Here is a 20,411-nt window from a genome sequence, read left to right on the forward strand (position 1 = left end):
ATGCAGGCGACCGCGTACACGTACGACCCCGAGACCCGTAGCGGTCAGGTGCTGCTCGACGACGGCACCCCGGTGCCCTTCGACGGCCCGGCGTTCGAGGCGGGCGGGCTCAGACTGCTCAGGCCGGGGCAGCGGGTGCGGATCGAGACGGAGGGCGAGGGGGACGCGCGCCGGATCACTCTGGTGACGCTGCAGACCTTCTGAGGACCCCTGAAGACCCTCAGGACCGTCCCCAAGATCTCTGAGCAGTCTCTGAACACGCCGCGGGCCGGGCTCTCTTCCGTGAGGAGCCCGGCCCGGCGCGTGAGTGTCCCAGCGCCCTGTCTACCGGCGGGCGGTGGTCTTCTTGGCGGTGGTCTTGCGCGCCGTCGACTTCTTCGCGGGCGCCTTCTTGGCGGCCCCCTTCTTGGCGGTGGTCGTCTTGGCCGCGGTCTTGCCGGTCGCCGTCTTGGCCGTGGTCTTCTTGGCCGCGGCCTTGGCCGGCGCCGCCTTCTTGGCAGTCGTCTTCTTGGCCGCGGCCTTCTTGGCGGGCGTCGCCGCCTTCTTGGCGGCGGCCCTCTTGGCCGTCGCCTTCTTGACCGTGGCGGCAGCGCCTCCGGACAGGCTGCCCTTGGGCGCCTTCTTGACCGCCACATCGTGCTTCGGGAGTTTCTTCGAACCGCTCACCAGGTCCTTGAAACCCTGGCCCGCGCGGAACCGCGGCACGGAGGTCTTCTTGACCCGAACACGCTCCCCGGTCTGGGGGTTACGTGCGTAGCGGGCCGGACGATCGACCTTCTCGAAGGAACCGAAACCGGTGACCGAGACCCGTTCCCCTGCGACAACCGCACGGACCACGGCGTCCAGTACGGCGTCGACCGCGTCGGCGGCCTGCTGACGCCCGCCGACCTTGTCCGCAATCGCTTCTACGAGCTGCGCCTTGTTCACGTCTTCCCCTTCGGAGACATTGCCAGAACGAAAGTGTTCAAGCTTTTTCGCACGTTAGGCAGATATATACCGCAAATCAAACACGAAACGGGCTAATCACCCTAGTGCCGCAACGAACCAGGACTGTCGCGAAGTTCCTCAGAGACCTTCTTCGGGGAATCGACCCTCATCGAGGTCTGAGATGAACCGCTCCAGACGCCTTGTCGCATCGGCGAGATCGTGCTTGGCCACGGCCGTAATGACCAGCAGCTTCCGGGTCAGCGCCATCCGTACGCCCTCCGGGACTTGCAGTGCGCGCACCCTTGCGTGCGCTTCCTTGAGTTGGGACGCGACCGCCGTATAGAGCTCGAGTTGGCCGTCGTGTTCCATGCACAGATTGTGCCATCTGGGGCGAGTTGTCGCCTGCGCAGGGTCAACTGCCGCCTCCCAGGCGCTTCCCGCACACCTCCGCACAAGTCTGTGCCAAGGCTCGACTACCCCGACAATCCCCCTTGAAACAAGGGGAGTTGAAGCCAATCAGAACAGGCCTCTGACCTCGTCCTCAGGCACACAAGGCAGTACCCCCAACCGTCCACGGTTGGGGGTACTGGAGCCTGTTGAGGTGGCTGGAATCAGCCTTGCGTGCTTGGGCCGGTTCGTCTTGTCAAACTCGGAGCGTCCGCGGCTTGTAGGCGGGCCGCTTGGACTCGTACGCGGCGATGTCCGGCTCGTTCTGCAGCGTGATCGAGATGTCGTCGAGCCCGTTCAGCAGCCGCCAGCGGGCGTTCTCGTCGAGTTCGAAGGAGGCGGTGATGCCCTCCGCGCGAACCTCACGCGCCTCAAGGTCAACAGTGATCTCAGCCTGCGGGTCGTTCTCCGTGAGGTCCCACAGTGCGTCAACGATCTTCTGCTCCAGAACGACCGTGAGCAGACCGTTCTTGAGCGAGTTGCCGCGGAAGATGTCCGCGAAACGCGACGAGATGACGGCCTTGAAGCCGTAGTTCTGCAGCGCCCACACGGCGTGCTCGCGCGAGGAGCCCGTACCGAAGTCGGGACCCGCAACGAGAACCGTGGCACCGTGGCGCTCGGGCTGGTTGAGGATGAACGACGAGTCCTTGCGCCAGGCCTCGAACAGCCCGTCCTCGAAGCCGTCCCTGGTGACCTTCTTGAGCCAGTGGGCGGGGATGATCTGGTCGGTGTCGACGTTGCTGCGGCGCAGCGGGACGGCCCGCCCGGTGTGCGTGGTGAATGCTTCCATGGCCATGGTTCTCAGACTCCAGCGGGCGTACGGACGGCAGACTGGTCGTTCAGGTCGGCGGGGGACGCCAGGTGGCCGAGCACGGCGGTGGCGGCGGCGACCTGCGGCGAGACCAGGTGCGTACGGCCGCCCTTGCCCTGCCTGCCTTCGAAGTTGCGGTTGGAGGTGGACGCGGAGCGCTCACCGGGGGCCAGCTGGTCGGGGTTCATGCCCAGGCACATCGAGCAGCCCGCGTGCCGCCATTCGGCGCCGGCCTCCTTGAAGACGAGGTCCAATCCCTCGGAGACGGCCTGCAGCCCCACGCGCGCGGAGCCGGGAACGACCAGCATCCGTACACCGTCGGCGACTTTGCGGCCCTCGACGATGGAGGCTGCCGCGCGCAGGTCCTCGATACGGCCGTTGGTGCAGGAGCCTACGAAGACGGTGTCGACCTTGATGTCCCGCAACGGCTGTCCGGCGGTCAACCCCATGTATTCCAGGGCCTTTTCGGCGGCGTAGCGCTCCGAAGCGTCCTCGTACGAAGCAGGGTCGGGGACGGACGCCGAAAGCGGCGAGCCCTGACCGGGGTTGGTGCCCCAGGTGACGAACGGCGCGAGCAAGGCGGCGTCGATGACGACCTCGGCGTCGAATTCCGCGTCCTCGTCCGACTTCAGGGTCTTCCAGTACGCGACGGCGGCGTCCCAGTCCTCGCCCTCGGGGGCGTGCGCGCGGCCCTTGATGTACTCGAAGGTCGTCTCGTCGGGGGCGATCATGCCCGCGCGGGCACCGGCCTCGATCGACATGTTGCAGATGGTCATCCGGGCCTCCATCGAGAGCTTCTCGATGGCGGAGCCGCGGTACTCCAGGATGTAGCCCTGGCCGCCGCCCGTACCGATCTTGGCGATGATCGCCAGGATCAGGTCCTTGGCCGTGACGTCCTCGGGCAGTTCACCGTCGACCGTGATGGCCATGGTCTTCGGGCGGGCCAGCGGCAGCGTCTGGGTGGCCAGCACATGCTCGACCTGGGAGGTGCCGATGCCGAACGCCAGCGCGCCGAAGGCGCCGTGCGTGGAGGTGTGCGAGTCGCCGCAGACCACGGTCATGCCGGGCTGGGTGAGGCCCAGCTGCGGTCCCACGACGTGGACGACGCCCTGCTCGACATCGCCGAGCGGGTGCAGGCGTACGCCGAACTCGGCGCAGTTCTTGCGCAGCGTCTCCAGCTGGGCGCGCGAGACCGGGTCGGCGATGGGCTTGTCGATGTCGAGGGTCGGGGTGTTGTGATCCTCGGTCGCGATGGTGAGGTCGAGGCGGCGCACGGGGCGCCCCGCCTGGCGAAGGCCGTCGAAGGCCTGCGGGCTGGTCACCTCGTGCAGCAGGTGCAGATCGATGAAGAGAAGGTCGGGCTCGCCCTCCGCGCGCCGGACGACATGGTCGTCCCAGACCTTCTCAGCGAGTGTCCTACCCATCGCTTTCCCTCCGGCCGGCCTGTATGGCGCCGACCCAACTAGAGACTTCGGGGTGGCCGCGTCCGTCACCCCCGCACCGGACGTCTGCCGCCGGGCCCGATGGTCTACGGGCCGTTGTACGTACAGGGTGGCGCGTTCCACGGAAAATTGAACTTGCGTTTCACAGAGTGAGACGCGAGTATCGTTGCATGGACAACAGTAGCGGCGTAGGAGTTCTGGACAAGGCAGCCCTTGTCCTGAGCGCCCTGGAGTCCGGTCCGGCCACCCTCGCGGGCCTGGTCGCGGCGACCGGACTGGCACGACCCACGGCACATCGCCTCGCCGTGGCACTCGAGCACCACCGCATGGTGGCGCGGGACATGCAGGGCCGTTTCATTCTCGGCCCGCGCCTGGCCGAGCTGGCCGCGGCGGCGGGCGAGGACCGCCTGCTGGCGACGGCAGGGCCGGTGTTGACCCACCTCCGTGACGTCACGGGCGAGAGCGCGCAGCTCTACCGCCGCCAGGGTGACATGCGTATCTGCGTCGCCGCGGCGGAGCGTCTGTCGGGCCTCAGGGACACGGTCCCGGTCGGCTCGACGCTCACCATGAAGGCGGGCTCCTCGGCCCAGATCCTGATGGCCTGGGAGGAGCCGGAGCGCCTGCACCGTGGCCTGCAGGGCGCCCGTTTCACGGCGACGGCACTGTCGGGCGTACGGCGCCGGGGCTGGGCCCAGTCGATCGGTGAGCGCGAGCCGGGCGTCGCGTCCGTCTCGGCGCCGGTGCGCGGGCCCTCGAACCGGGTGGTGGCCGCCGTCTCTGTTTCCGGGCCGATCGAGCGCCTGACCCGGCACCCGGGCCGGATGCACGCCCAGGCGGTCATCGATGCGGCGGCCCGCCTCTCGGAGGCGCTGCGCCGCACCGGCTGACACGAGTTGATCCGACCGGTCGCTTCAACGCCGCAGCGACCGGCTGGAGTTGAGGTTGTCCTGCCGTTCAACTCAACGCGAAGAGGCCCTCCCCTGCTGGGGAGGGCCTCTTCGTGACGTACCCCCGACCGGATTCGAACCGGCGCTACCGCCTTGAGAGGGCGGCGTGCTAGGCCGCTACACAACGGGGGCGAGGATCTTGCGTTTCCGCAGATCCAAGCTGGTCTACCAGGACTCGAACCTAGACTAACTGAACCAGAATCAGTCGTGCTGCCAATTACACCATAGACCAATGTGATTTAGACCAGTTCGTACCCCCGACCGGATTCGAACCGGCGCTACCGCCTTGAGAGGGCGGCGTGCTAGGCCGCTACACAACGGGGGCCCTAGCGATCCTGCATGGGAAACAGTGGGTGCGACCCGGACTGTGTCCCTGGGAAGGATCTGTACCCCCGACCGGATTCGAACCGGCGCTACTGCCTTGAGAGGGCAGCGTGCTAGGCCGCTACACAACGGGGGCTTTTGCAGATGAGCTCTGCGAGCTGGCCTACCAGGACTCGAACCTAGACTAACTGAACCAGAATCAGTCGTGCTGCCAATTACACCATAGGCCACTGAAACACAACCCCCGAGGGGATCTTGTCTTAGCTTGCGCTTCCCGGTCCCGACCTGTCGGCCCGCTCGCGGTGGCGCAGGAAGAACATTACCCGAAGGTGGACGGCGCTCCAAAACGGGTATCGGCCGCTAGGAGTACCGGAAGTTCGGTCAGAGACGTGATTCGGCGCAGGCCGGCGGGCTGATCCGGAGCGGCGCCCTCGCGCGTGTCGGGCGTGTCGCCGGTGACCGCGCTCACGCCCGCGCGGTCGATCCAGACCGAGAAGAGCCCGGCGTCGGCCGCGCCCTGTCCGTCGATCTCCGGGTGATCGCCGACGTACGCGACCTGGTGCGGGGGCAGCGCCAGGGCCTCGCAGGCGGCGTGGAAGGCCCGGGCCTCGGGCTTGGAGACGCCCAGCTCGGCCGCGCACAGCACCGTCTCGAAGCGGTCGTGTACGCCGAGGACGCGGAGCTTGCGGTCCTGGACGTGGAGGCTGGAGTTGGACAGCACGGCGTGTCGGTGGCTGGCGGCGAGGGTGTCCAGGGCGGGCAGCACGTCCGGGAAGAGCCCCCAGGCGGCCTCGTAGTGGCCCAGGTACCGCAGGAACCAGGCGTCGGCCTCGGCGTCGGTCAGCTCCTCGCCCAGGAAGACCCGCACCCGGTCCCGCCGCTGCCCCTCGAAGGAGGCCTCGCCCGCCGCGAACCTGGCCCACTGCTGGTCGGTGACCTCCCGCCAGTGCCCGAGCGCCTGCTCCACGGACGCGTACCCGTCGAGCAGTCCCTCGGCCGCCAGATGCCCGCGCATTCCGGCCCGGTCGGCCGTGGTGTAGTCGAAGATCGTGTCGTCGATGTCCCAGACCACGGCTCTGATCGTCATGACACGACGGTACCGCCGACACCGCTCCCGGCTGGGGGTTCGGGGGTCATCCCCCGATGAATGCAGTATCGATGTCCCAGACCACGGCCCTGATGCTCATGGTCTGACGGTAACGCCCTGACGGCGGCGGCGTCCGGCTTTCGTGCCACCGGCACGCAACGCGGAGGGGCGGCACCCGCGCGCCGGGTGCCGCCCCTCCGTTCGTGCGCTACGCGGTCAGCTTGGCCAGTGCCGCGTCGATGCGGGTCAGGGTCTTGTCCTTGCCCAGTACTTCCAGGGACTCGAAGAGGGGGAGGCCGACCGTGCGGCCGGTGACGGCCACGCGGACGGGGGCCTGGGCCTTGCCGAGCTTGAGGCCGTGCTCCTCGCCGGCCGCGAGGACGGCGGCCTTGAGCGACTCCGGACTCGTCCAGTCCGCGGATTCCAGCTTCGCGCGGGCCGTGCGCAGGAGCGCGTCCGAGCCCTCCTTCATCGCCTTCGTCCAGGACGCCTCGTCCTCGACGGGCTCCTTGAGGAACAGGAAGTCGACGTTCTGCGTGATGTCGGACAGGACCGTCAGGCGGGTCTGGGCGTGCGGGGCGATCGCCTCCCACCTGACCTGGTCGAAGTCCTGCGGCGCCCACGGCGCGTGCGGGGCCTTCAGCCACGGACCGCAGGCCTCGATGAACGCCTTCAGGTCCAGCCGCCGGATGTGGTCGGCGTTGATCGCCTCGCACTTCTTCAGGTCGAAGCGGGCCGGGTTCGGGACGACGTCCTTGATGTCGAAGGCCGCGACCATCTCGTCGATCGAGAAGACGTCCTGGTCGGCGGAGAGCGACCAGCCCAGCAGGGAGAGGTAGTTGAGCAGGCCCTCCGGGAGGAAACCGCGCTCCCTGTAGAGGTTCAGCGACGACTGGGGGTCGCGCTTGGAGAGCTTCTTGTTGCCCTCGCCCATCACGTACGGCAGGTGCCCGAAGGCGGGCACGGACTTGGCGATGCCCAGCTCGATCAGCGCCTTGTAGAGGGCGATCTGGCGCGGGGTGGAGGAGAGCAGGTCCTCGCCGCGCAGGACGTGGGTGATCTCCATGAGGGCGTCGTCGACGGGGTTCACGAGCGTGTAGAGGGGCGCCCCGTTGGCTCGTACGATCCCGTAGTCGGGCACGTTCTCGGGCGTGAACGTCAGCTCGCCGCGTACCAGGTCCGTGAAGGTGATCGGCTCGTCGGGCATGCGGAAGCGGACGATGGGCTCACGGTCCTCGGTCCTGTACGCCGCGATCTGATCGTCGGTGAGCGCGCGGCAGTGACCGTCGTAGCCGGAGGGCTTGCCGGCCGCGCGGGCCGCCTCGCGGCGGGCGTCCAGTTCCGCCGTCGAGCAGTAGCAGTAGTACGCGTGGCCGCCGTCGAGGAGCTTGCGCGCGACGTCCTTGTAGATGTCCATGCGCTGCGACTGGCGGTACGGGGCGTGCGGGCCGCTGTCCGCGCCGGAGGCGCTGTCGAATGCGGCGGGGCCCTCGTCCCAGTCGAAGCCGAGCCAGCGCATGGAGTCCAGCAGCTGCTCGTAGGACTCCTCGGAGTCGCGGGCCGCGTCGGTGTCCTCGATACGGAACACGAAAGTGCCGCCGGTGTGACGGGCGTATGCCCAGTTGAACAGGGCGGTGCGGACCAGGCCCACATGGGGGTTGCCGGTCGGCGAGGGACAGAAACGTACGCGGACGTTCGCGTTAGCCACGCTTGATCACCTTGTTGGTGAGAGTGCCGATGCCTTCGATGGTGACGGCGACCTCGTCGCCGACGTTGAGGGGGCCGACCCCCGCGGGGGTGCCCGTGAGGATCACGTCGCCGGGGAGCAGCGTCATGGCCTCGGTGATGTTCACGATCAGATCCTCGATGGGGTGGATCATCTCGCTCGTACGGCCCAGTTGGCGCTGCTGGCCGTTGACCGTGCACTGGATCGTCAGGTCGGAGGGGTCGAGATCCGTCTCCACCCAGGGGCCGAGCGGGCACGAGGAGTCGAAGCCCTTGGCCCTCGCCCACTGCTTCTCGCGCTTCTGGACATCGCGTGCGGTGACGTCGTTGGCGCAGGTGTAGCCGAGGATGACGTCCTTGACGCGCTCGCGCGGGACCTCACGGCACATCCGGCCTATGACCACGGCCAGCTCGGCCTCGTGGTGCAGCTCCTGGGAGAAGGAGGGGTACCCGATTTCGTCGCCGGAGCCGATCACCGAGGTGGACGGCTTGAAGAAGGCGAACGGTGCGTCGGGCACCTCGTTGCCGAGTTCCTTCGCGTGCTCCGCGTAGTTGCGGCCGAAGGCCACGACCTTGTTCGGGAGCACCGGCGGGAGCAGCCTGACCTTGCTCAGCGGCAGCTTCGTACCGGAGAGTTCGAAATCCGCGAAGGGGATGCCCTTGATGATGTCGAGGACGAGCCCGTCGGTCGATCCAGGAGGGCTGTCGCCCTCGACCGCGCCGAACGCGACGTTGCCGTCGATGGAGAACCTGGCGATGCGCACGGGATCTTGCGCCCCTCTACTGAACCAGCCGGAGTATGACGCTCCAGGCTAACGCGGTAAGGAGGCGTGACCTTGCGCAATTACGTCCGGCGATCCCGGGAATTGGGGCAGGGCTCGTCCTCGACTCGGAGACCTACTGCTCGGCGCCCGCGCCGGCCGGGATGTCCACCAGGACCGTACGGCGGGGGTTGGCGGTCTGTGCGGGGAGCTCGACGGCGTGCTCCTGGTGTTCCCGCTGCTCCGGCATGCGCAGTTCGTCGGCGTCATCGAGGTGCGCCAGCGTGGTGCGCTGCGGATTGGCTATGTTGCGGAACATCATCGTCGTCTTCATGTGTGGTGTCTGACCCCGTCGTACGGGCGCCTTGACGCGGCCAACGGCCGTCGCAGAAGCGCGTGTTGTCGGATTTGCTGTGCCTGTAAAGGCATCAGGCTAAACGTCGGGTTCCCCGGGAAAGTTGTGAAGACCCCATGATCGCCGTGTGAGTTTCCTCACGAACCGTCCATCAAAACGGTCAATTCAGGCCGACTACTGACCCCAATAAAGCGGACATTGCCCCACTGAAGACATCATTCCGCTCCTGATCATCGCGACTGGGACACGTCTCGCGCACGAGCGGAACGCCGTATTGTGTCCGGTATGCGGGGGATCACTTTATACGACCCGTAACTCGCCCCTCACAAGGGGTCACGTAGGTCACAGCATGACCCATGGCCCTTGTTGGAGATCCGGCACTGTGCTGGAATTCCACGAACCGCCGTGGAATAGAACCGGCGCACAGGGGGCGCAACGCAGCGCCGCATGGCGGCGGGATAGGGGGAGCAGCGCCGGTCACCGGAGACCGACAGAAGGCGCATTGCGCCGGTACGACGCCGACACCGCCTCACCGTTCTGCGGAGAGGCGCCTGGTCCAGAGGTTGCGACGCTAGTGCAGGGACGTTTCAAGAGGGATGGCAGCGCTTCGGCGGAGCCGGAGCCGCACGGCGGGACCGACCGCGGTTCATCGCCCCAGCACGCCCAGAACCAAGGACCGGCACAGTCCGGTGACAGCGGTGAGCGCGGCTCGCGCCCCGGCCTGGCAGGCTCTTCGGGCGGCCCCGCCGCCTCGGCGCCCGCTGCCCCGGCTGCGAAGCCGAAGGGCCCCAGCGGCCCCGGCTCCCGAATAGCGCTGCGCAACTGGCGCATCTCCACCCGACTGGTCTCGCTGCTCGCGCTCCCCGTGGTCGCCGCGACCTCGCTCGGCGCGCTGCGCATCAGCGACTCCATGGACGACATCCAGCAGCTCGACAACATGAGGCTGCTGACCGACATGACCAAGCAGGCGACCGAGCTCGCCGCGGCGCTCCAGGAGGAGCGCGACAAGTCGGCCGGACCGCTCTCGCACAGCGCGGACGGGACCGACTTCGCGGTCAAGGGCGTACGCGACAAGACGGACCGCGCGCGTGCCGCCTTCACGGAGGGCTCGCGTGAGATCGACAACGCGGCCAACGACGAGACCCTCGACGGCGTCCGCGACAACGTCGTCTCCATCGTCGCCGAGCTGAGCCAGATCAAGAACATCCGCAACGACGCCTACACGGACCGCGCCAACTCCTCCCAGACGGTCGAGGAGTATCACCGGCTCATCGAGCGGCTGCTGGGTCTTTCGCAGGACATGGCGCAGGCGACCAGCAACCCGGAGATGATCCAGCGCACACGCGCTCTGGCCGCCTTCTCCTCCGCCAAGGAGTACGCGTCCATCCAGCGTGCCGTGATCGCCGCGGCCCTGCCCGCGACCGACAAGACGTTCGGCGAGCTCTCGGAGAACGACCGGCGGTACGCCCTCTCCGCGCAGGAGAACCAGGAGTCCGACCTCTCCGGCTTCGCCAGCGTCTACGACGGCAACGCGGCGGCCCTGACGAAGCCGATCGACGACGGCAGCCCGACCATCGAGGAAGCCGACAACTACGCGCAGCGCGTGCTCCGCCAGGAGGGCGGCCTGGAGCAGCGCGAGAAGCGCTCGTACCTGGACTGGATCGACGCCGACTCGGCCAAGATCCAGGAGATGTCCAAGATCGAGCTCACGCTGCTCAACCAGATGGAGCAGAAGGCCCGTGAGTTGCGCAACGAGTCCGAGCAGGAAGCGATCATCTCCGGTGCGCTGATCCTGCTCGTCCTCGGTGTCTCGCTCGTCGGCGCCTTCGTGGTGGCCCGGTCCATGATCCGCTCGCTGCGCCGGCTCCAGGACACCGCGACCAAGGTCGCCCAGGACCGGCTGCCCGAGCTGGTCAAGCAGTTGTCCGAGTCCGACCCGCAGGACGTCGACACCTCCGTCCAGTCGGTCGGTGTGCACTCCAAGGACGAGATCGGCCAGGTGGCCGCGGCCTTCGACGACGTGCACCGTGAGGCCGTACGACTGGCCGCCGAGCAGGCCCTGCTGCGGGGCAACGTCAACGCGATGTTCACCAACCTCTCGCGCCGCTCCCAGGGCCTCATTCAGCGTCAGCTGTCGCTGATCTCCGAGCTGGAGTCCCGCGAGGCCGACCCGGACCAGCTGTCCTCGCTGTTCAAGCTCGACCACCTCGCGACCCGCATGCGCCGTAACGGTGAGAACCTCCTCGTTCTTGCCGGTGAAGAGCCCGGCCGCCGCTGGACCCGCCCGGTCCCGCTGGTCGACGTGCTCCGTGCCGCCGCCTCCGAGGTGGAGCAGTACGAGCGGATCGAGCTGTCCTCGGTCCCGGCCACCGAGGTCGCGGGCCGCGTCGTCAACGACCTCGTGCACCTGCTCGCCGAGCTCCTGGAGAACGCCACCTCGTTCTCCTCGCCGCAGACCAAGGTCAAGGTCACCGGTCACGCGCTGCCCGACGGCCGCGTACTGATCGAGATCCACGACACGGGTATCGGCCTCTCCCCCGAGGACCTCGCGGCGATCAACGAGCGGCTCGCCTCGCCGCCCACCGTGGACGTCTCGGTGTCCCGCCGCATGGGTCTGTTCGTGGTCGGCCGCCTTTCGCAGCGGCACGGCATCCGCATCCAGCTGCGGCCGTCCGACTCCGGTGGTACGACCGCGCTGGTCATGCTCCCCGTCGATGTCGCCCAGGGCGGCAAGAAGGCCCCGGGCAAGCCGGGCCAGGGCGCGGGTGCCGGCGGTCCGGCCGCCGCGCAGGCCGCGGCCGGTGTGGCGGCGGCCCGTCGTGGCGGGGCCGGCAGCGGTCCCGCGCTCGGCGGGGGTGCTGGTGCAGGTGCGCCCGGTGGCCCCGGACGCCTGAACGCCGGTCCTCAGCGCGGGCAGGTCGCGGGCACGGGTCCGCGACCTGCGCTGACCGGGAGCGACCCGGGCGGTCGTCCGGGTGGGCCCGGCGGTTCGCGTGGGCCGCAGCCGCCGATGCCGCCCGCACCCCCGCAGGGCAGGCCGGCTCCGGCCGGTGCCGCGCCGGGTGCGCCGCAGGGTCTTCAGGCCGCGGGTACGGGTGCTCCGCAGGGCTTCGACGGTTTCGGTGACAGTGGTGGCCGCCAGGAGGCGTTCGGCGCCCGTGGTTCCGTACCGCCGCCGCGGCGCCCCGACAGCGGGAACGCCGAGCAGGGCCGTCATGCCGCCGGGCAGCCGCAGCTGCCGCCGCCCGGTGGTCCGCGTGCCGAGCTGCCCGGGGGCAACCCCAAGCCGCGCGTGAGCAGTTGGAGCGACGACAACGCGCAGCCGCCGGTCCCGCGCGACTCGATGGACGGCCCGCGCGGCCACGAGGAGCCGGACGCGACCTCGCGTATGCCGCGCGTGGACGGCCGTCAGGGTCCGGGCTCGACCGAGGAGATCCCCCGGATCGACGACCGCCAGGGTTCGAGCTCCACGGGTGAGTACGCCCGGCCGGACTTCGACGCCCCGCGGCCCGGTTCCGGTACCGGTCCATCCGACTTCGACATCCCGCGTCCCGGTCAGGGCACCGGCCAGTTCGTACGCCCGGACGTGTTCGGTCCGCCGAATCCTTCCGCCAGGCAGAACCCGCCCTCGACCGGCCAGTTCGCCCAGCCCGGCCGCGACGGCCGCCAGGACCAGCCCTCGAACGGGCGGTCACCGGCGTCCGGCTACAACGGTTCCCCCGCGGACCCGGGCGGCCGCGGCGAGCGCCAGGGCGGTGGCGACACCAGCCAGTTCGAGCGCCCCGGGACCAACGGGACGAACGGCGGCAAGCGCCCTCAGTCCCCGCAGCGCCCGCAGCCGCGTCGGCGCCCCTCGCTCCCCCCGCAGCCGTCGTATCCCCCGCAGCAGGAGCTCGAGGGTCTGCCCCCGGCGTCGGGTCCCGGCGACGGACGTACACCGCTGTACGACACCCTGGAGACCAACTGGTTCCACCAGGGACAGGACCAGGTCGAGGATCAGGACCAGGGCCGGAGCAACGGCTCCCGGACCGAGTCCGCGTCCACCACGTCCTCCATGTTCCCCCCGCAGGAGCCCTCCCAGGCTCCCGCGGCTCCGCAGCGCCCGGCGTCGGCCCCGGCTCCCGCCGTCACGTCGTCCTGGCGCGCTTCTCCCAATGATGAACTCGGCCGCCAGGCCGAGAAGGTGCGCCAGCCCACCGCGGGTGGCGTGACCGTCTCGGGTCTGCCGCGCCGGGTCCCCCGCGCGAACCTTGTCGCGGGGACGGCTCAGCAACAACAGCACCAAAGCGGTCCGCAGGTCTCGCGTGCGCCCGATGACGTACGCGGCCGGCTGACCAATCTTCGTAGGGGCATCCAGCAGGGTCGCCAGGCCGGTTCGGGCCAGACCGGCAGCTTCCCCAGCCCCACTCACCAGCAGGAGCGTTAGTTGAGCCAGATGAGCCAGGCAGCACAGAACCTCAACTGGTTGATCACCAACTTCGTTGACAACACCCCCGGGGTGTCCCACACCGTCGTCGTCTCCGCCGACGGACTCCTTCTGGCGTTGTCGGAGGGCTTCCCGCGCGACCGCGCGGATCAGCTCGCGGCCGTCGCCTCCGGACTGACCTCGCTCACCGCCGGTGCCTCCCGGATCTTCGAGGGTGGCACGGTGGCCCAGACGGTGGTCGAGATGGAGCGCGGCTTCCTCTTCCTGATGTCCATTTCCGACGGCTCCTCGCTCGCGGTCCTGTCCCACCCGGACTGCGACATCGGCCTCGTCGGATACGAGATGGCCCTGCTCGTCGACCGCGCGGGCGCCGTACTGACGCCCGACCTGCGGGCCGAACTGCAAGGCAGCCTGTTGCATTAGTTCCCCCCACGCACAAGGCAAGACCCACCGTCAGGCCGCCCGCTCCCCCACCGGCCCTCATCGACGGCACGACTAGACCGACTTGCTGTCCCGCTCGGAGGACTCATGACCCCGCCCACCGCCTCTCACGACCCGTACGCAGAGCCGTACGGGGACGAGGGCGACCAGCCGCTGGTACGTCCGTACGCGATGACCGGCGGCCGGACCCGGCCGCGCTACCAGCTCGCCATAGAGGCACTGATCAGCACCACGGCCGACCCGGCGCAGCTGATGGGGCTGCTCCCCGAGCACCAGCGCATCTGCCACCTCTGCCGTGAGGTGAAGTCTGTTGCCGAAGTCTCGGCACTCCTGTCCATGCCCCTGGGCGTGGCACGGATTCTCGTCGCGGACCTCGCGGAGGCCGGTCTCGTCGCCATCCACCAGCCCGGTGGCGACGAGAACGCCGGTGGCCAGCCGGACGTGACACTGCTCGAAAGGGTGCTCAGTGGACTTCGCAAGCTCTGACGGAGGCCGGACGACCACCTCCGCGAAGATCGTGGTGGCGGGTGGTTTCGGCGTGGGCAAGACCACGTTCGTAGGAGCCGTCTCCGAGATCAACCCGCTGCGCACGGAGGCCGTCATGACGTCCGCGTCCGCGGGCATCGACGACCTCACCCACACCGGGGACAAGACCACCACGACGGTGGCCATGGACTTCGGCCGTATCACCCTGGACCAGGACCTGATCCTGTACCTCTTCGGTACGCCTGGTCAGGACCGTTTCTGGTTCATGTGGGACGACCTGGTACGCGGCGCCATCGGTGCCGTGGTCCTGGTGGACACCCGGCGTCTCGCCGACTGTTTCCCGGCGGTCGACTACTTCGAGAACAGCGGGCTGCCGTTCGTCATCGCCCTCAACGGCTTCGACGGGCACCAGCCGTACACCCCCGACGAAGTCAGGGAGGCCTTGCAGATCGGGCCCGACTCCCCCATCATCACGACGGACGCCCGGCACCGGGCTGATGCCAAGAGCGCGCTGATCACGCTGGTCGAGCACGCACTCATGGCGCGTCTGCGCTAGCACACAAATCAGCCATGCCGTACGGCAGTTGTCGTAGAAGCCTTGGAGCCGGCTGTGTCCTTTGACACGGTCGGCCAGGCTGTTCATAACGTTTCGACAGAGATATTGCGTGGTATCAACACGCGTCGCGGTCGCATGGTGCCGCTGTGCTCACATCGGCCCCGCCTTTTGGCGGGGCTCGCTCTTTATGACCGTTTTATCTGGGGTTTACGCAGCCCGGAATCATCGGTTCCGAGTGTTTGGACGAGCACAGCCTGACGTGCTGGAATGCCTGAACTGCCCGGTAGCCGAGGGCTGGAAGACACACGCGGCACAACGTTGGTGCCGACGCCGAGAGGTTGTTGGTCGAGTGAGGCGAAGCAAGAACGGTCCCGAGCCGTCGGCACGGGGCAACTTCACCCCGCCGCCGCGCGGAGCGGCACCCGCACCCGTGCCCCGGAAGCCGGAGCCGACGGCGCCACCGGCGTCCAGCGGCAGTCGGCTGTCTCCGCGTAACTGGCGCGTACCGACCAGGCTGAATGCCATCCTGCTCATACCCGTGCTGGTCGGCCTGGTCATGGGCGGCTTCAACGTGAAGAGCTCGATCGACACCTGGAACGAAGCCCAGGACGCCGAGAAGATCGCGCAGATCGTGGCCTCCGCCTCGCAGTACGCCGCGGCCCTGCTGAACGAGCGCGACCTCACCGCCGAGCCGCTCCTCAAGGAGAACCCGTCCGCCGAGGACGACAAGCTCGTCAAAGACGTCCGCGCCACCACCGACCAGAAGGCCGACGCCTTCCACAAGTCTGTCGAGGGCATGCCCTCCGGATACGGCCTGGAGCGTCGCCTCCGCCTCGTGGAGGCGGCCGAGCCGACGCTCGCGGGCCTGCGCAAGAACGCGTACAAAACGTCGCAGGACCCGGTGAAGACCGAAGAAGACTACGTCGACATCGAGCACCTTCTGCTGGAGTTCTCGAACGAGCTGGGTCTCGGCACCGGCAACATCACCAGCTACGGCCGCACCGTGTACGCCGTCGCGCTGGGCAAGGGCGCCGCCTCGCTGCAGCGCTCCATCGGTATGCACCTGCTCGTCAGGCCCAGTGAGGACGAGGCCACGTACAACCGGCAGCGGGTCGCGTTCACCTCCTACGCCTACCTGGAGGGCATCGCCGTCCAGGAGTACATCTCCGGCGGTACGGCGCAGGACGCCGAGAAGCTCCGTACGGTCATGGCGCAGAAGACCGAGGAGGGCCAGCAGCAGGTCGCCGAGGCCGAGCGCCAGGCCGAGGCCGCGGGCCGCGAGTTCGTGGCCCCGCCCGCCATGGACAAGATGGTCCAGGGTGTCGCCGCGAGGACGCCCGAAGAGCTGGCCACGCAGGGCATCACCCCGGCGACCTGGATGGCCGCGTCCACCGCCAAGTTCGACGGCTACGACGAGATCGAGGCCGATCTCATCGACAGGGCCGTCGCCGACGCGGACCAGATCGCCTCCGACGCGCAGCGCGACGCCATCATCAACGGCGCGATCGTCATCATCGCCCTGCTCGCCGCGTTCATCATCGCCTCGCTCATGGCCCGCCAGATGAGCCGCTCGATGCGCCAGCTGCGCAACGCCGCCTTCGGTGTCGCCGAGCAGCGCCTGCCGATGCTGGTCGACCAGCTCTCGCGCACCGACCCCGGCCGCGTCGACACCCGGGTCGCGCCCATCCCGATCACCTCCACGGACGAGATCGGCGAGGTCGCCCGCGCCTTCGACCAGGTCCACCGCGAGGCCGTCCGGCTCGCCGCCGAACAGGCCCTGCTGCGGGGCAACATCAACGCGATCTTCACCAACCTCTCGCGCCGCAACCAGTCGCTGATCGAGGGCCAGCTGACCCTGATCACCGACCTGGAGAACAACGAGGCCGATCCGGACCAGCTGGAGAACCTCTTCAAGCTGGACCACCTGGCGACCCGTATGCGCCGCAACGGCGAGAACCTCCTGGTCCTCGCCGGCGAGGAGCCCGGCCGCCGCTGGGACCAGCCGGTCCCGCTGGTCGACGTGCTGCGCGCCGCCTCCTCCGAGGTGGAGCAGTACGAGCGCATCGAGCTCTCCGGCGTCCCGGAGGCCGAGATCCACGGCCGCGCCGTGACCGACCTCGTGCACCTGCTGGCCGAGCTGCTGGAGAACGCCACCACGTTCTCCTCGCCGCAGACCAAGGTCCGCGTCACCGCGACCCGGCTGCCCGACGGCCGCGTCATGATCGAGATCCACGACAAGGGCATCGGCCTCACCGCCGAGGACTTCGCGGACATCAACCACAAGCTGGCCAACCCGCCGACCGTGGACGCCGCGATCTCGCAGCGTATGGGCCTGTTCGTGGTCGGCCGGCTGTCCGACCGGCACGGCATCCGGGTCCAGCTGCGCCCCTCCGGCGAGCAGGCCGGTACGACCTCGCTCGTCATGCTGCCCGACGCGATCACCCACGGTGGCGGTGGCGATCACCAGCTCCAGGGCGACGAGTTCACCGTCTCGCAGATCATCCCGGAACAGCAGCAGCAGTCCTACCAGGGCGAGAACTTCCAGGGCCCGCCCATGCGCACGGCCGCCGAGCTGGGCTTCGACGACAGCCGGTACGCCGAGGTCCCGGACGACATACGTGAGCTGGACCCCGTCGGCCGCTCGCTGATGCGTGAGGAGCGCCGCGCGGCACTGGAGGCCCAGTCGCAGGACCAGCCGGAGCTCGAGGCCGCGTCCTTCCGCGACGACTACGACCGCGGACAGCCCGGGTACGACGACGGCCAGTCCGGCTACGACGGCAACCAGCCCGCCTACGACGAGGGCAGGCCCGCGTACGACGGCGCACCGACCGCGTACACCGGGCAGCCCTCGTACGACCAGCAGATGCCGTACGAGGAGCCGCAGCGCCCGACGTACGACGAGACGTACTTCCCGACGAACAGCGGCTATCCGGAACCCTCCTATGCGGAGCCGGTCCAGGAGGAACAGCCGTCGGCCCACGGGTCCCCGCAGGAAAGGTTCTCGCCGTTCGAAGAGCAGTCCTACCGGGACGACTGGCCGCAACAGGACGAGTACCGCAACGGGTACAGCTCCGAGTACGCTCCGGAAACGGAATCCGCGCAGGCCGCTGACGTGGCCGAGCAGGACCGCGTAGGCTTCGATCGTCCGGGACCGGCCCCCTCCGCCGCCCACGAGCTGACCGACGCCGGGCTTCCGCGCCGCGGTTCCCCCGCGACGAGCGGCCCGAGCGCCCGGCAGTCCGTGAGCCAGGAAGCGCCGGCCACCGCGGACAGCAACGGCAGCGGCGACTGGCGGTCGGCCAACGACCAGCGGTGGCAGCGCGCCGAACAGCTGAAGCAGCCCAAGGCGGGCGGGGTCACCTCCTCCGGCCTGCCGCGGCGGGTACCCAAGGCCAACCTGGTCGAGGGCACCGCGGAGTCGACCAACCAGGGCGGCCCACAGGTCTCCCGCGCCCCCGAGGACGTCCGGGGCAGGCTGAGCAACCTGCGCCGGGGTGTCGAGCGGGGACGTAACGCAGGCAGTGAAACGAACGGCCAGGCCACTAGGAATCAACACAGTGGTCCTGACAGCACCTACAACCAGGAGCGTTAGTGTGAGCCCGATGAGCCAGGCGGCGCAGAACCTGAACTGGTTGATCACCAACTTCGTGGACAACACCCCCGGGGTGTCCCACACGGTGGTGGTCTCCGCCGACGGACTCCTTCTGGCGATGTCCGAAGGCTTTCCGCGCGACCGCGCCGACCAGCTGGCGGCCGTCGCGTCGGGTCTTACCTCGCTGACCGCGGGCGCGTCCCGCATCTTCGAGGGTGGCAGTGTGAATCAGACGGTTGTGGAGATGGAGCGAGGGTTCCTCTTCATCATGTCCATTTCCGATGGTTCTTCGCTCGCGGTCCTTGCACATCCGGAAGCGGACATCGGTCTCGTTGGGTACGAGATGGCCCTTCTGGTGGACCGTGCCGGTACGGTTCTGACGCCCGATCTGCGTGCTGAGCTCCAGGGGAGCCTTCTCAACTAGCAGACAAGCGATACATTTTGGCGTCCCGTGCCCGTAAGGTTTCGGACACGGCTATCCAGAGTGATGGGTTACCGGCACAGTCGGAGGAGGAGAAAGTGGCAACACCCCCAGGCGGTTCGTCTTCGGGCAACTGGTCTTACGGTCCTGGCCAGGGCCGGGGCCAGGGTGACGGTTCGCAGAACCCGAACCGGTACAACTTCCCCTCCGCACCGAGCCACCGGCAGCACCAGCCGTACGCGCCCCAGGGCCCCCAGGGCCCTGGTCCCTCGCCGTACGACCAGCCGCCGGCCCCGCGCATCCAGCCCGTGCAGCCGCAGCGCCGCTCCCCTGAGTCGTCCCCCGCCGGGGGCTCGCACAACCCTCTGGTGCGCCCGTACGCCATGACGGGCGGCCGCACCAGGCCGCGGTACCAGCTCGCCATCGAGGCGCTGGTGCACACCACCGCGCAGCCGCACCAGATGCAGGGGCAGCTGCCCGAGCATCAGCGGATCTGCAACCTCTGCCGGGAGATCAAGTCGGTGGCCGAGATCTCGGCCCTGCTCACCATTCCTCTCGGCGTGGCCAGGATTCTCGTCGCCGACTTGGCGGAGGCGGGCCTGGTCGCCATCCATCAGCCCGGCGGCGACGAGAACGCCGGCGGTCAGCCAGACGTGACTTTGCTCGAAAGGGTGCTCAGTGGACTTCGCAAGCTCTAGCGGAGGGCCTTCCCGCTCCACCACGTCCGCGAAGATCGTGGTGGCGGGCGGCTTCGGCGTGGGCAAGACCACGTTCGTCGGGGCCGTCTCGGAGATCAACCCGCTGCGTACCGAGGCCGTCATGACGTCCGCGTCCGCGGGCATCGACGACCTCACCCACACCGGAGACAAGACGACGACCACCGTCGCCATGGACTTCGGCCGCATCACCCTGGACCAGGACCTGATCCTGTACCTCTTCGGTACGCCCGGCCAGGACCGCTTCTGGTTCATGTGGGACGACCTGGTACGCGGCGCCATCGGCGCGATCGTCCTGGTCGACACCCGCCGCCTCGCCGACTGCTTCCCGGCCGTCGACTACTTCGAGAACAGCGGACTGCCGTTCGTCATCGCCCTCAACGGCTTCGACGGCAACCAGCCGTACAACCCGGACGAGGTCCGCGAGGCCCTCCAGATCGGCCCGGACACGCCGATCATCACGACGGACGCCCGTCACCGCGCTGACGCCAAGTCTGCGCTGATCACGCTTGTGGAGCATGCGCTGATGGCGCGGTTGCGCTAGCCGCGCGGTGCACGAAGGGGGCGCCCTCTCCGTTTGGAGAGGGCGCCCCCTTTTGGCTTTAGAGCGGCTACCGGGCTGCCCCTACGGGTAGTTGGCCGCCTGCAGGCCGTATGTGGCTGGTCGCGCCCACGCGGCGGAGCCGCAAATAGACACAGCCCCGCGCCCCTTAGGAGGCCTGCGGCCTCCTTTCGGGCGCGGACCTTAGCGCCAGCTGTGTGGGGCTCGGAAGCCGGGCTCGCGCTCAAGGCGGCGCCAGCCGGCCTTGGTGCGGCCGCGGTGGGCCGTGGTCGTGGGAGTGGCGGCGGCGCGGGCCAGGAGGATGGCCGTGATGGCGGCGACTTCCTCGGGCTCGGCGTGGCCCTTCTCGACGCGAATGTCAGGGGTGCTCATGGGCGTAAGTCTC

The 20,411-nt window shown here is 68.7% G+C and carries 19 protein-coding genes and 5 tRNA genes; 10 read left to right on the forward strand and 14 right to left on the reverse strand.

Annotation, left to right across the window (positions count from 1 at the left end; all coding sequences use genetic code 11):
* The gene (locus IEZ21_RS03850; protein WP_033321081.1) at positions 1–204 is read left to right on the forward strand and encodes a hypothetical protein; all 204 of its coding nucleotides are present in this window, start codon (positions 1–3) and stop codon (positions 202–204) included.
* Positions 205–324: 120 nt separating this feature from the next.
* On the opposite strand, the gene IEZ21_RS03855 is transcribed toward IEZ21_RS03850, so the two are convergent.
* The 4 genes from IEZ21_RS03855 to leuC form a co-directional block, all read right to left on the reverse strand.
* Entirely contained in the window at positions 325–927 is a 603-nt protein-coding gene (locus tag IEZ21_RS03855) for an HU family DNA-binding protein (protein WP_189320475.1), read from the reverse strand.
* Positions 928–1,065: 138 nt separating this feature from the next.
* Positions 1,066–1,296, reverse strand: a complete 231-nt coding sequence (locus tag IEZ21_RS03860) for an SCO5555 family protein (protein WP_033321079.1) — start codon at positions 1,294–1,296, stop codon at positions 1,066–1,068.
* Between the two features lie 274 nt (positions 1,297–1,570).
* Complete coding sequence (leuD, locus tag IEZ21_RS03865; protein WP_189320907.1) at positions 1,571–2,164, reverse strand: 3-isopropylmalate dehydratase small subunit; 594 nt, start codon at positions 2,162–2,164, stop codon at positions 1,571–1,573.
* 11 nt (positions 2,165–2,175) lie between these two features.
* Entirely contained in the window at positions 2,176–3,609 is a 1,434-nt protein-coding gene (leuC, locus tag IEZ21_RS03870) for a 3-isopropylmalate dehydratase large subunit (RefSeq protein WP_189320476.1), read from the reverse strand.
* Between the two features lie 188 nt (positions 3,610–3,797).
* On the opposite strand from leuC, the gene ndgR reads away from it, so the two are divergent.
* Positions 3,798–4,514 carry an IclR family transcriptional regulator NdgR gene (gene ndgR, locus IEZ21_RS03875; protein WP_015036427.1) on the forward strand — a complete coding sequence of 239 codons (717 nt, stop codon included), beginning with the start codon at positions 3,798–3,800 and terminating at the stop codon, positions 4,512–4,514.
* A 119-nt stretch (positions 4,515–4,633) separates the two neighbouring features.
* Here ndgR and IEZ21_RS03880 read toward each other — a convergent pair.
* The 9 genes from IEZ21_RS03880 to IEZ21_RS03920 all read right to left on the reverse strand — a co-directional run bounded on the left by IEZ21_RS03880 (position 4,634) and on the right by IEZ21_RS03920 (position 8,805).
* Positions 4,634–4,706: transfer RNA gene (locus tag IEZ21_RS03880), tRNA-Glu, on the reverse strand.
* Between the two features lie 28 nt (positions 4,707–4,734).
* Positions 4,735–4,806 (reverse strand) — tRNA-Gln (locus tag IEZ21_RS03885).
* A gap of 20 nt (positions 4,807–4,826) precedes the next feature.
* A tRNA-Glu gene (locus tag IEZ21_RS03890) sits at positions 4,827–4,899 on the reverse strand.
* A 62-nt stretch (positions 4,900–4,961) separates the two neighbouring features.
* Positions 4,962–5,034: transfer RNA gene (locus IEZ21_RS03895), tRNA-Glu, on the reverse strand.
* A gap of 22 nt (positions 5,035–5,056) precedes the next feature.
* Positions 5,057–5,128 (reverse strand) — tRNA-Gln (locus IEZ21_RS03900).
* An 89-nt stretch (positions 5,129–5,217) separates the two neighbouring features.
* Entirely contained in the window at positions 5,218–5,985 is a 768-nt protein-coding gene (locus IEZ21_RS03905) for an HAD family hydrolase (protein ID WP_189320477.1), read from the reverse strand.
* Between the two features lie 208 nt (positions 5,986–6,193).
* On the reverse strand, positions 6,194–7,693 hold the full coding sequence (gene gltX, locus IEZ21_RS03910) for a glutamate--tRNA ligase (RefSeq protein ID WP_189320478.1): 1,500 nt from the start codon (positions 7,691–7,693) through the stop codon (positions 6,194–6,196).
* Entirely contained in the window at positions 7,686–8,474 is a 789-nt protein-coding gene (locus IEZ21_RS03915; protein WP_189320479.1) for a fumarylacetoacetate hydrolase family protein, read from the reverse strand. The genes gltX and IEZ21_RS03915 overlap by 8 nt, the downstream gene beginning before the upstream one ends.
* A gap of 133 nt (positions 8,475–8,607) precedes the next feature.
* Positions 8,608–8,805: a hypothetical protein gene (locus tag IEZ21_RS03920; RefSeq protein WP_033321074.1), complete on the reverse strand. Its 198-nt coding sequence runs from the start codon at positions 8,803–8,805 to the stop codon at positions 8,608–8,610.
* A gap of 595 nt (positions 8,806–9,400) precedes the next feature.
* Here IEZ21_RS03920 and IEZ21_RS03925 point away from each other — a divergent pair.
* The 8 genes from IEZ21_RS03925 to IEZ21_RS03960 all read left to right on the forward strand — a co-directional run bounded on the left by IEZ21_RS03925 (position 9,401) and on the right by IEZ21_RS03960 (position 20,008).
* A complete protein-coding gene (locus IEZ21_RS03925; RefSeq protein WP_189320480.1) occupies positions 9,401–13,252 on the forward strand; it encodes a sensor histidine kinase in 3,852 nt (1,283 codons plus the stop codon).
* A 9-nt stretch (positions 13,253–13,261) separates the two neighbouring features.
* A complete protein-coding gene (locus IEZ21_RS03930) occupies positions 13,262–13,675 on the forward strand; it encodes a roadblock/LC7 domain-containing protein (protein WP_033321189.1) in 414 nt (137 codons plus the stop codon).
* A gap of 105 nt (positions 13,676–13,780) precedes the next feature.
* Entirely contained in the window at positions 13,781–14,179 is a 399-nt protein-coding gene (locus tag IEZ21_RS03935) for a DUF742 domain-containing protein (RefSeq protein ID WP_165339911.1), read from the forward strand.
* A complete protein-coding gene (locus IEZ21_RS03940; protein WP_189320481.1) occupies positions 14,160–14,735 on the forward strand; it encodes a GTP-binding protein in 576 nt (191 codons plus the stop codon). Before IEZ21_RS03935 ends, IEZ21_RS03940 begins: the two co-directional genes overlap by 20 nt.
* A gap of 349 nt (positions 14,736–15,084) precedes the next feature.
* Positions 15,085–18,327 carry a sensor histidine kinase gene (locus IEZ21_RS03945; protein WP_189320482.1) on the forward strand — a complete coding sequence of 1,081 codons (3,243 nt, stop codon included), beginning with the start codon at positions 15,085–15,087 and terminating at the stop codon, positions 18,325–18,327.
* A gap of 10 nt (positions 18,328–18,337) precedes the next feature.
* Positions 18,338–18,751, forward strand: a complete 414-nt coding sequence (locus IEZ21_RS03950) for a roadblock/LC7 domain-containing protein (protein ID WP_033321188.1) — start codon at positions 18,338–18,340, stop codon at positions 18,749–18,751.
* 95 nt (positions 18,752–18,846) lie between these two features.
* Complete coding sequence (locus IEZ21_RS03955) at positions 18,847–19,446, forward strand: DUF742 domain-containing protein (RefSeq protein ID WP_189320483.1); 600 nt, start codon at positions 18,847–18,849, stop codon at positions 19,444–19,446.
* Positions 19,427–20,008: a GTP-binding protein gene (locus tag IEZ21_RS03960; protein WP_026248371.1), complete on the forward strand. Its 582-nt coding sequence runs from the start codon at positions 19,427–19,429 to the stop codon at positions 20,006–20,008. Before IEZ21_RS03955 ends, IEZ21_RS03960 begins: the two co-directional genes overlap by 20 nt.
* A 201-nt stretch (positions 20,009–20,209) precedes the next feature.
* On the opposite strand, the gene IEZ21_RS03965 is transcribed toward IEZ21_RS03960, so the two are convergent.
* Positions 20,210–20,398, reverse strand: coding sequence for an acyl-CoA carboxylase subunit epsilon (locus IEZ21_RS03965; protein ID WP_033321068.1), 189 nt, complete (start codon positions 20,396–20,398; stop codon positions 20,210–20,212).
* Between the last annotated feature and the right edge of the window lie 13 nt (positions 20,399–20,411).

This window comes from Streptomyces flaveus (assembly GCF_014647675.1).
GTDB classification, from domain to species: domain Bacteria; phylum Actinomycetota; class Actinomycetes; order Streptomycetales; family Streptomycetaceae; genus Streptomyces; species Streptomyces flaveus.

Excerpts from the sequence above, each read along its gene's own strand:
- IEZ21_RS03850 (WP_033321081.1), top strand. The coding sequence starts at position 1 with ATGCAGGCGACCGCGTACACGTACGACCCCGAGACCCGTAGCGGTCAG.
- IEZ21_RS03860 (WP_033321079.1), bottom strand. The coding sequence starts at position 1,296 with ATGGAACACGACGGCCAACTCGAGCTCTATACGGCGGTCGCGTCCCAA.
- leuD (WP_189320907.1), bottom strand. The coding sequence starts at position 2,164 with ATGGAAGCATTCACCACGCACACCGGGCGGGCCGTCCCGCTGCGCCGC.
- leuC (WP_189320476.1), bottom strand. The coding sequence starts at position 3,609 with ATGGGTAGGACACTCGCTGAGAAGGTCTGGGACGACCATGTCGTCCGG.
- ndgR (WP_015036427.1), top strand. The coding sequence starts at position 3,798 with ATGGACAACAGTAGCGGCGTAGGAGTTCTGGACAAGGCAGCCCTTGTC.
- IEZ21_RS03905 (WP_189320477.1), bottom strand. The coding sequence starts at position 5,985 with ATGACGATCAGAGCCGTGGTCTGGGACATCGACGACACGATCTTCGAC.
- IEZ21_RS03920 (WP_033321074.1), bottom strand. The coding sequence starts at position 8,805 with ATGAAGACGACGATGATGTTCCGCAACATAGCCAATCCGCAGCGCACC.
- IEZ21_RS03930 (WP_033321189.1), top strand. The coding sequence starts at position 13,262 with ATGAGCCAGGCAGCACAGAACCTCAACTGGTTGATCACCAACTTCGTT.
- IEZ21_RS03935 (WP_165339911.1), top strand. The coding sequence starts at position 13,781 with ATGACCCCGCCCACCGCCTCTCACGACCCGTACGCAGAGCCGTACGGG.
- IEZ21_RS03950 (WP_033321188.1), top strand. The coding sequence starts at position 18,338 with ATGAGCCAGGCGGCGCAGAACCTGAACTGGTTGATCACCAACTTCGTG.
- IEZ21_RS03965 (WP_033321068.1), bottom strand. The coding sequence starts at position 20,398 with ATGAGCACCCCTGACATTCGCGTCGAGAAGGGCCACGCCGAGCCCGAG.